The organism is Nannocystis pusilla (assembly GCF_026626665.1).
Taxonomy (GTDB): domain Bacteria; phylum Myxococcota_A; class Polyangia; order Nannocystales; family Nannocystaceae; genus Nannocystis; species Nannocystis pusilla.
In genome coordinates this window covers 11,938,797-11,948,136 of the sequence record NZ_JAPNKE010000002.1, presented here as the reverse complement: position 1 = coordinate 11,948,136, position 9,340 = coordinate 11,938,797, and the positions used below count along the sequence as shown (strand labels likewise).

At 71.9% G+C, this 9,340-nt stretch carries 11 protein-coding genes and 1 pseudogene; 2 read left to right on the top strand and 10 right to left on the bottom strand.

From position 1 onward, the window contains the following. Positions 1-249: 249 nt before the first annotated feature. Positions 250-633, bottom strand: a complete 384-nt coding sequence (locus OV079_RS53365; RefSeq protein WP_267778419.1) for a hypothetical protein — start codon at positions 631-633, stop codon at positions 250-252. A 301-nt stretch (positions 634-934) separates the two neighbouring features. Continuing rightward, positions 935-1,273: a hypothetical protein gene (locus tag OV079_RS60560; RefSeq protein WP_267778866.1), complete on the bottom strand. Its 339-nt coding sequence runs from the start codon at positions 1,271-1,273 to the stop codon at positions 935-937. A 422-nt stretch (positions 1,274-1,695) separates the two neighbouring features. Here OV079_RS60560 and OV079_RS60555 point away from each other — a divergent pair, with 422 nt between their 5' ends. Next, on the top strand, positions 1,696-1,941 hold the full coding sequence (locus tag OV079_RS60555; protein ID WP_267778418.1) for a hypothetical protein: 246 nt from the start codon (positions 1,696-1,698) through the stop codon (positions 1,939-1,941). 368 nt (positions 1,942-2,309) lie between these two features. Here OV079_RS60555 and OV079_RS53350 read toward each other — a convergent pair whose 3' ends face one another. The 6 genes and pseudogenes from OV079_RS53350 to OV079_RS53325 all read right to left on the bottom strand — a co-directional run bounded on the left by OV079_RS53350 (position 2,310) and on the right by OV079_RS53325 (position 7,249). Then, positions 2,310-3,494, bottom strand: a complete 1,185-nt coding sequence (locus OV079_RS53350) for a gluzincin family metallopeptidase (RefSeq protein ID WP_267778417.1) — start codon at positions 3,492-3,494, stop codon at positions 2,310-2,312. 1,028 nt (positions 3,495-4,522) lie between these two features. Continuing rightward, a pseudogene (locus tag OV079_RS60550) lies at positions 4,523-4,957 on the bottom strand (CocE/NonD family hydrolase); the annotation flags it as partial. 94 nt (positions 4,958-5,051) lie between these two features. Then, positions 5,052-5,513, bottom strand: a complete 462-nt coding sequence (locus OV079_RS53340; RefSeq protein ID WP_267778415.1) for a CocE/NonD family hydrolase — start codon at positions 5,511-5,513, stop codon at positions 5,052-5,054. Then, positions 5,411-5,791, bottom strand: a complete 381-nt coding sequence (locus tag OV079_RS53335; RefSeq protein ID WP_267778414.1) for a CocE/NonD family hydrolase — start codon at positions 5,789-5,791, stop codon at positions 5,411-5,413. The genes OV079_RS53340 and OV079_RS53335 overlap by 103 nt, the downstream gene beginning before the upstream one ends. A gap of 367 nt (positions 5,792-6,158) precedes the next feature. Further along, complete coding sequence (locus tag OV079_RS53330; RefSeq protein WP_267778412.1) at positions 6,159-6,290, bottom strand: hypothetical protein; 132 nt, start codon at positions 6,288-6,290, stop codon at positions 6,159-6,161. A 53-nt stretch (positions 6,291-6,343) separates the two neighbouring features. Continuing rightward, positions 6,344-7,249 carry a hypothetical protein gene (locus OV079_RS53325; protein WP_267778410.1) on the bottom strand — a complete coding sequence of 302 codons (906 nt, stop codon included), beginning with the start codon at positions 7,247-7,249 and terminating at the stop codon, positions 6,344-6,346. 9 nt (positions 7,250-7,258) lie between these two features. Here OV079_RS53325 and OV079_RS53320 point away from each other — a divergent pair, with 9 nt between their 5' ends. After that, entirely contained in the window at positions 7,259-7,561 is a 303-nt protein-coding gene (locus tag OV079_RS53320) for a hypothetical protein (protein ID WP_267778409.1), read from the top strand. Positions 7,562-7,700: 139 nt separating this feature from the next. Here OV079_RS53320 and OV079_RS53315 read toward each other — a convergent pair whose 3' ends face one another. Continuing rightward, a complete protein-coding gene (locus OV079_RS53315) occupies positions 7,701-8,159 on the bottom strand; it encodes a hypothetical protein (RefSeq protein WP_267778408.1) in 459 nt (152 codons plus the stop codon). A gap of 309 nt (positions 8,160-8,468) precedes the next feature. Then, positions 8,469-8,822, bottom strand: coding sequence for an alpha-2-macroglobulin family protein (locus OV079_RS60545; RefSeq protein WP_420829621.1), 354 nt, complete (start codon positions 8,820-8,822; stop codon positions 8,469-8,471). Between the last annotated feature and the right edge of the window lie 518 nt (positions 8,823-9,340).

Sequence of the window (9,340 nt, the reverse complement as noted above, 5' to 3'; positions counted from 1 at the left end):
CCTCGAGCTCGTGATCGCTTCAGCTGTCCCTCGAGACAGCTGAAGTTCCGCTCTCCGAGCCGGCCGCGGCTGTCCTTCAGGACATCCGAGGCCGCGCTGCTCGCCCTTGCGCAGCCGGCGAGCCGGGCACACGCGCCCCGCCCGTGTGCCAGATCCGTCCCCTTCGGGCGAGCTTCGGGGCGGCGAACCTCGGCGTGTCGCCCTGCCTCAGCCGCCGAGCACGAGCGACCGGCTCTCGGCCGCGTCCGGTCACGTCGACCCGCGCGCAGCGGACCGGCGCCGCCACCCGGTCGCCCTCCCCCGCGAGGACGAGCGGCCACACACCGTGTACGTACCGGGCGCGACGTCCTTGTAGACGAGCGGCCGAGTAGCGTCCGCGCCGCCGTTCAGGGCCATCCGAAGCGGCGACGTCACGGGCACCGTCATGGGCGCCGTCAGGTCGTCCAGACTGGCGACGGCGACCTCGCCGGGGACAAGCCAGCCGAAGGCGTGATGGGTGCCGGCCGGCGCCTGAAGGTCGACGCGGAGCTGCCGCGACTCGGCGAGCCGCCAATCGGCCCACGCCCGGGCACCCGCCGCGACCCATTCGATCGCGACAGGGCTCGCCTTGGATTCGACCCGTTCGACCGGCACCCGGTGCAATACGTGTTCAATAGGACGAGCAGCGGGCTCGCGGGGATTCGCGGATTCTTGGCCGAAGCATGCCCCTGTTAGCAAGGCCGGGCAAAGAGCTGCAAGATCCGGGCGTGCGCGCCGGCGGAGCGACGACCTCGTCGTGACGCCCGGGCGAGCCGGCTTCCGCCGCGAGGCGCGCATGCCTCGCTCGGGCTCAGGGTTCTCTTCCTTTCACGAGGGAGAGCGCCCGAGGAGAGCGCCGCCGACGCTGCGTGCGTCGGCGGCGCTGCGTCTCAGCGCGAACGCCGGCGCCGCAGCGTCAGCAGCAGCGCTCAGCGCCGACGGCCGGCCCGCCAGGGCCGTCCTGGCGGCAGCCGCAGCCGCTCTCGTCGGCTGCGCTGCCGCCCGAGTCGCTGTCGGTGTCGCCGGCCGTCCCGCTCGAGTCGCTGGCCTCGGTGTCGCTGCTGTCGTCCGTATCCGAGCCGGGCTGCGTTCCGGTCTCGCCGGGCCCGTCGGTCGTCGGCACATGCCCGCTCGAGCCGTCGGAGTCGGTGTCGCCGCCGCTCGTGGTCGGCTCCCCGCCACCGATGCAGTTCGCCTCGCAGCCGTCGCCCGGCGTGTCGTTGCCGTCGTCGCAGTCCTCGCCGCCATCGACCACCCCGTCGCCGCAGCTCGCCGCCGTGCAGTCCGTGCGGCACGCGTCCGCCTCGGTATCGCTGTTGTTCGCCCGTCGTCGCACGCCTCGCCGGCGCTGACGATCCCGTCGCCGCAGATCGCCGCCGGCGTCGACCACCCCGACCACGCACAGCGCGTCGAGCGTCCAGCCGCCCATCTCGAGCCCGCCGTCGCTGCGCAGCTCGTACTTCAGCGTCACCGCGTCGTTCATCACCGACGCCGTCAGGTCGACGTCGTGGAGGCCACTCACGATCGGTGTGGTGCGTGGTCGCGTCGTTCATGTTCGGGCTGGCGAAGTTGTTCCACACCTCGTTGTCGTTGGCGTAGATCCGCGCGCGGTCGAAGAACCCGTCCTCGATGTTGAGCCAGCGGCGGTACTGCAGGCGCACCTGCGAATAGCCGGTCGTGTCGATCACCGGCGACTCGGCGAAGTTCGTCTTGTCCGACTGGTACGTGCCGTTGAAGTTGCCGCCGCCGAGGTCGTTGCCGAACACCCGCGAGCCGTCGAACGCCGCCTGCGGGTCGCCCGACGACGTCGGCGACAGCGGCTCCTGCCACATCCAGTCGTCGGCGCCCTCGCCCTGCATGCCCATCGACAGCCCGTGCGTCCAGCCGTCGGCGGCCGGGTCGGACTCGAAGTCGGTGCAATAGATCTCCTCGACCGCGCCGACGAAGAACTCGTAGAACGGGTCGGCCAGGTTCTCCGGGTACTGCAGCTCGGTCGCGTCCTCGAACGTGATCTTCACCTGGTACTGCACCACGCTGCCCGCCGGCTGCTGCGGGATCTGCCCCGTGATCTGGTCGGGTGCGACGTCCATCGCGATCACCCCGCCGACGTCCGGCTGCTCGCGCAGGCGCCAGGTCAGCGCGGCCGACTCGATCATCCCGCCGCTGCACCGCCCGCCGGCGCCGTCGACCGCGACCGACACCGTGTATTCGGCCAATTGCGGCAGGGCCACCCGGCGCCTCGACGTCGACGCCGAGCTTGAACAGCCCGTGCTTGGCGAACGCCGCGTTGATCAGGCACTGGTTGGGCGTGCCGTTGGCGAGGTCGCCGTCGTCGTCGTCGGCCGCGAGCGCCTCGAAGTACATGCTCGGGATGTCGACCGCGCGGCGGATCGCTTCGTAGTAGAGGTGATCGGCGTGGCCACCCCGCCCGGGCCCTGGTCTTCGACCAGCGCCTTGCGCAGGTCCCACAGCGCGCCGGCGATGATGAGGCCGGTGATGTGGGTGTCGCCGTCGATGTCGTCGGGCCACACCGCCTCGCTGCCGTTCGGGTCGATGTGGCGCAGCGGCCCGGGGTCGTTGAGGAAGAAGCCGATGCCCATCGCCGGGTCGTCGACGATCGTCGCCGCCAGGTAGTCGCTCACGCCCTCCGACAGCGCCGGGTCGAAGTTGCCGACGCCCTGGATGATCGCGTGGTCATGCACCCCGTGGCCGTACTCGTGGTAGACGATGTCGGCGACCCGGCCGGTGTTGTTGCACTGGTTGCTCTGGCGGAAGAAGTTGAGGTTGCCGTCGTAGTAGGCGTTGCAGCTGTCGTTGATGTTGACGATCGCGTCGAGCTGCTCGCCGAGCCAGCCGAGGTCGGGGTCGATCTGGCGCACGTACTCGATCACGACGTTCGAGTGGACGAAGGTGCTGATCTGGGCGTCGACCTGCTCGTCGTTCGGGGCGCCCCACACCGCCGTCTGGTTCGGCTGCAGGTTGAGGTTGCCGGTCGCCGGGTTGCCCGCGTCGTTGTCGACCGTCACCTGCGTGCCGCTGGCCCGCGTCGTCACGGTGGTCGCGTTGTTGCCGTTCCACGTCACGTCGCCGGCCTCGGTGCTGGTGACGTTCATCCCGCCCACCGTCAGCGCCGCGCGGTTGGCCGGCCAGTCCTGGCGCTCGCCGCCGGGCTCGCGCAGCGGCGCGTCGTAGGCGACCTTGCCGCTGGCGAACAGCAGCGTCTGCTTGCGCGCCACCGGCTCGCCGGTGGCCGCGTCGACGTAGACCCGCCAGCGCCCGCGCGGCGCCGTCGTCGACAGCTCGACCGGCACCACCGTCGCGTAGTCGACCTTGCCCGCGCGCACCAGCGGCAGCACCACCGCCTCGTGCGCGGCCTCGAAGGTGACTGTCCCCGGGGACAGGTCACGCTCCAGCCACGCGCTCGCGGCGGCCCGCGCCTCGGCGGCGCCGACCGAGCGGACCGCCGGCGCCGCCACGTGCGGCAGCGCCTCGAGCCGATCATGAACAGACGGTCGTTGCGGAAGCGGAAGCTGACCTGCCCGCCCTCGACCGCGACGCCGCGGACCCGCTGTTCGAACCCGAGAGTGCGCATCCCGCCGCTCTCGACATTCGCCACCAATGTGAAGTCCCCCGCCGCGGCGCCCGGCGCCAGCAATGCCACGTGACGGCTCAGGAACGCCCGCGCGATCCGCTCGGCCGCGACCGGCGAGGACGCGCTGCCGGGCGCCGCGATCCCCGCGCCCCAGATCCGCCTGACCACGTCGGTGTCGCGGTCCCAGACCGCCCACGTCTGCGGGCCCATCTCGGCGACCAGCCGCGACCACGCCCGCGCGTGCCGGGCCGGCACCCGATGCCACGCGAGGTCGCCGGCGACGCGTACCGGGGCGCCTTGCGCGACCTCCAGGACGGGCCGCCGCGCGTGCTCGGCGGGGGTCTGAACCGCGCTCGCGGTCGGGCTGACGGCCAAGATCGTGGCCGCGGTGAGGGTGGCAATCCCGTGGGCGAGTCTCATCGGTCCTCCGCGGGTGCGCCAGAGCGCACCACGTTGCCACCCTACCAAAACGCAAGGGCCTGGAGGTATGTTTGTGTCTAGCGCGTGCTCACGGGAAGAACCTTGTCGCCGCTTGACCCCGCGACCCGCCCTCAGCCCTCGAAGGCCGCAGCGAATGGCTGCAGTCGGCCCCTCCGCAGGTGAAGGCAATGCGGCAGCGCGTCCGCCTCGACCGCGCCGCGACCGCAACGATATGACCTCAGAAACATGTCTATCCAGACATGTCTTTGACGCTGGGCGATGCCCGACCGTGGGCCCGTTCGCCTTCAATGTCCTTTCAGACATACGCTGATTCGCCGCGGCGAACGTGCGCCCCCGCCGATTCACCCTTCGAGCACCGGCAGCACGATCGCCGACGGCGGGCCGGGTCGTGGTGGATCTGCTGCTCGCGACCACCATCCGCGTCCCGCTGGCCAGCGGCTCGCCGGTGCCGAGGTTGCGCACGAAGCGAGGGTGCGCGCCGCTGGCGACCTGGACGCGCAGCCGGTGCCCGCGCGGGAAGCGATACGCCGTCGGCCACAGCTCGACCGGCACGCGCAGCACCCCGTCCGCGTCCTTCTCCACGCGGCCGGGCGTCAATCGCAGCAGCCCGTCGCACACGTTGAGCGACCGCCCCGAGGGCTGGACGTCGCACAGGCGCACGAACACGTCGGTCCATTGCGTGCTCGACGAGAAGAACACCTCCGCGCGCACCGGCCCGACGACCTCGAGGTCGCGCTCCAGCGGCGCGCTGGTGTACGTGCACACGTCCGCGCGGGCCTCGAGCGCCCGGTTGTCGTGCGCGCCCGCCTCGCGGCCGAGCAGCACGCCGCCGACGCTCGGGGTCGGATCGGCGGGGTCATAGGAGAAGCGATCGGGCTGCGAGACCGGCGGCGTCGCCTCGGCCAGCGCGCCCCCGGGCTGCAGGTGAAACCGCCGCTCGCGCGCCCGGAGGGCGGCCAGGCCGCAGATTCACGCTCCACCCCGGGCGTGCCGTGGGTCATCACGCACACCCGCACCGCGGCCGCGCGGGCCGCCCGCGCTCGCCGAGCAGGTGCTCGCGCAGCCAGCCGATGCCCTCGCGCAGGCCGGCCGCCATCAGCCCCACGTCCGCGTGCGCGAACGGGCCGACGTAGAGCTGCGGCGACCGCCCGGCTGCGACCAGCGCGGCGTGGTCCTGCAAGGTCCACGGGAGAAAGATGTCGTACCAGCCGGTCACGATCTGCACCGGCGCGGCGACGTGGGCCACGTCGTCGCTGAAGTCGCGGGCCCTGGTCCAGTACGGATCGCCCTGTTTGTCGTGAACGAGCCAGGCCTGCCAGAAGTCGACGCGCCCGCCGGTCAATGCGTGGTCGAGGCGCGTCAGCGGGAGCTGCTGAAAGACCGCGCGGCGGCGGCGACCGCCCAGAGCTGCATCGCGAGCACGCCGCGCCGCGCGATCAGGGCCGACATCAGCTGCGTCCACGACAGCGTCGCGTCGAGCGAATAGCCCTCGCCGGCGTAGGTCTGATCGCGGAACTGCGACGCGGTCGCCTGCAGGCACAGCGCCTTCAGCGTCGGCCCGGCCTCGCGCGCGAGGGCCCACTGCGTGAAGCCGTAGTAGCTCGCGCCGAAGGTCCCGAGCCGGCCGTCGAACCACGGCTGCTGCTCGATCCACCGCACGGTGTCGACCCCGTCGGCGCCCTCCTGCCCGAACGGGTCGAGCGCGCCGCCCGAGCCGCCGGTGCCGCGCACCGCCTGCACGACCACCCGGAACCCGCGCTGCGCCAGCGGCGTCGCGGCCGACAGCTTCGGCGAACCCGCGCCGGCCGTAGGGCGTGCGCACCAGCACCGTCGGCAGCGTGTCCGTGGCGATCGCCGGCCCGTGCGGCGTGTGGATGTCCGCGCGCAGCACCACGCCGTCGCGCATCGGCACGGCCACGCCGCGCTCGATCTGGACCTCGCGGGTGAGCGGCGGCGGCAGCTTGGCGAGACGATCGATCAGGCGCGACGCGAGCGACATGGGACCTCCGGGGCTCGTGAGAGTGCGGGAGGAGCGTACCCCGTCGCGATGCCGCGCAGGTCGCACCTTCCCGACCCCGACGCATGACGGCAGTCGGCCCGTGCCGCCTCACGGCGCGAACGACCACAGATGATGCTTGGTCCAGTCGCTATCATTGCCGTTCAGCAGCATCAGATCGCCGCACTTGCCGCGCGCCGGCGTCAACCTGCGACTGCCGGTGGCGAGGTGGGGGAGCGTCAAGGGCGTGTCCTCGAGGATCGCGCCGTCGAATCCCAGCCGCACCAGCGACGCCGTCAGCGGATCGGCGGACTCCCCCGGGAGTACGGCGTCGGCCCACGCCCGATCGGCAGCGACAACCCGTCGGGGTCGACCAGCGCGCCGCTGAAGGCCGGCGAGCCCGAGGCGTCCTCGATCGCCACCTGCGTCTGCCAGCGCGCCTCGCCGTCCGCGAGCTCGATCGCGTGGGCCGTGACCTCGGCCGGCTCGAAGTGCTGCACGATCGCCACGGCCTGCTCGCCGGGCGTGATCACCAGCTGGATGAGCTGGTTGGAGCGCACCGGCGGGTCGAGCAGGTCCGCGGTCCACAGCACGCTGCCGTCGTCGCCGAGCCGCCACACCTTGAACTCGTCCTGCTCGCCCGCTTCACCGTGCCCCGCCAGGATCTCGCCGTTCGGGCCGACCGCGACATCCAGGCCATGGATAGGATAAACGCTCGGCGGGTTGATTTCCCACTCGAGCGCGCCGGTGGCCAGGTCGACCCGCGCCACCCACAGCGCGAACGGCTCCTCCTCCTCGATCCCACGGCCGATGATCACCATGCTGTCCCCGAGGAGCTCGAAATCGTTCGGCCAGGCCAGGTGACCCAGATCGGCGTCGACCACGGTCGCGGGCGACCCGTCGGCGGGGACCCGCGTGATTCGCATGACGTGCTGCCCGTCCTGGATGTCGAAACCGAGCAGCACCAGCGGATCATCGGCCGCGCGGCGCATTCCGACGGGGAGATAGCCGGGGTGGTCGTCGGGGCCGAACGACCACCCCGTCGGCTCGCCGTGCCAATCCACCCACATCACCCCGCCGTTGATGCCCTCGGGGCTGCCGGAACGGCCGCCGCCGATCGCGATCCGGCCGTCGTTGAGCATGGCGAACGAGCTCGACAGGAAGTGGACCGCGAGGTCGATGCTGATAGGCAGGGACCACATCGGCTCGAGGTGCGGGAGATTCTCGGGGCACTGGAGCTCGCCGGAGGCTCCTCGCTGTCGGCCGCCGTGGTCGACACGACCGTGGGATCACTGGCGGACGAGTCGGCGCCCCCCGAGGTGGTGGTCGAGGTGCTCTCGGTGCCGGCGGCGCCGCTCGAATCGCCCTCGGTGAACACGCCGAGGTCGCCCTGGACGTTCAAACAACCGGTGATAGCGAGCACGCTGGCGACGAGGCCGAGGCGCGGGAGGATGGTCGCGGTTTGGATGCTGGTCATACGCACGGTGATTTCCGTCGCCGTCGCCGGTCCGTGAGCCTCGCCCCCCGACCTCATCGGACCCGGATCCGACCCTCGCCCACCGCCCCTCCGCTCGGGGCGCGCCGAGCGCTCCCTGGGGTCGTCGCGCCGACCTGTCCCGAAGGACACCTTATTTCACCGCCCGCGCCTGCCGCTCACCGCCGCACCGGCTCGAGCTCGAGCCGCGCGATCGACAGCTGCATCCACGCGTCGAACGCGTGCGCCTCGATCGTGAACTGATAATCGCGCCAGCGCCACCGCTGCGCCCCGGCCTCGGTGCCGACGTTCGTCTCGAAGCGCTCCGGCTCGGCCCGGAGCGGCTGGTATTCGACCGCGACCAGCAGCGGCGGCGACTCGCCCGCGTCGATGTGCTTGGTCGAGTGGCCGAGGAACCGCATTCGCGTCGAGCCGAGCTCGACCTCGCCGCCTCGCTCGACCCGCACCGCCAGCGGCTCGCCGGCGCGGACCCGATCGCTGACCTGCTCGGCCGTCACCACGAGCCGCGGCGCCCGCGTCGGATCTTCGACCGCGACGACCTCGACGCGATAGCGCTCGAACCACGCCTCGCGCAGCGAATCATAACCTTCGGAGAGCAGGCTGATCTCGCGGCGCACCGGCGCTCCCATGCCCTCGAACACCAGCGCCAGGGTGACCCCGCTGCCGGCCGGATAGCTGCCGTCGGGGCTCGCCTCGATCGACTCGACGGTCACATTTTAAATGCACCGTGATGCCGCCGCCGAGCGGCAGCCGCTCGTTCGCCGCGAGCGTCGTGCGAATCGCCGGAGCGGCAGGAGCGGGCGCGGGTACGGAGGGCGGCGGCATCGTCGGCGCGGGCGCAGGAGCGGCGCACGCGGCGAGCAGGCAGATCGCGAGGCCGCGGCGCGCCGCCGCATTGTCGCCGATCGCCATCCTCACTGCGCCCCTCACTCGACGATCACTTTCGCGCTCCAGCCGCGGCCGAACGTCTCCGGGTGGTACATCTCCTCGGCCTTCGGCGGCGGCACCACGAACACGCCCGGCGTCGTCGCCAGCGCCACGTACGTGTACGTGTGGACGCCCTCCCACAACAATGACGTGAACGCCTCGGCTCGCTCGTCGCGCAGGTTCTGGTGCTCGAACCACGGGCGGTTCCACCACCACCACGGCGACTGCTTGGCCATCGCCTGCGGGTCCTCGGGCAGCGAGCCGGTCGTCATCAGCGCCGGGTTCTGCGGCTCGAGCCCGGCCGGCAGCGGGTCGACCAGGGCCACGTGATAGCGGCGCGTCGGCGCCACCATCGTCAGGCGCACGCGCACGCGCCCCGCCCTTGATCCGCCACGTCCCGTCGGCGTCGCGCGACACGTCCCTGGGGTCGTCGATCGCCTCGTACGCGCGGTCGACCACGAAGCCGTGGTCGGTCGGCGGCATGCGCATGTCGCTCGGCGCGTAGCGCATGCCGATCCGGTAGTACAGCCGGCCCTTGCCCTCTTTCTGCAGGATCAGGTCGCCCGCGCCGACCTCGAAGACGTCGGCCATCGGGATGTCGATGCGCTTGCGGTCGGTCTGGCGGCCGACGAACTTCTGCTCGCCGGCGTAGCGCGGCCCGAGCCACGCGCGGGCCACGAAGTCGGGCGTGGTCTTCTCGTACGTGTTGAAGTAGCGGTCGAGCGCCACCAGCACGAACGCGTTCTCCTGCGTGCTGCTCCACCGCCCGGCCTTGCGGTGCGCCATCAGGCCCTCGACCAGCTTGGGGATGAGGTCGCTCTTCGGCTGGTCGGCGATCAGCGCCTCGAGCATCAGCGCGTCGACCCGGCGG

Excerpts from the sequence above, each read along its gene's own strand:
- OV079_RS60545 (WP_420829621.1), bottom strand. The coding sequence starts at position 8,822 with ATGGTGGCGCCGACGCGCCGCTATCACGTGGCCCTGGTCGACCCGCTG.
- OV079_RS53325 (WP_267778410.1), bottom strand. The coding sequence starts at position 7,249 with ATGTGGTCCCTGCCTATCAGCATCGACCTCGCGGTCCACTTCCTGTCG.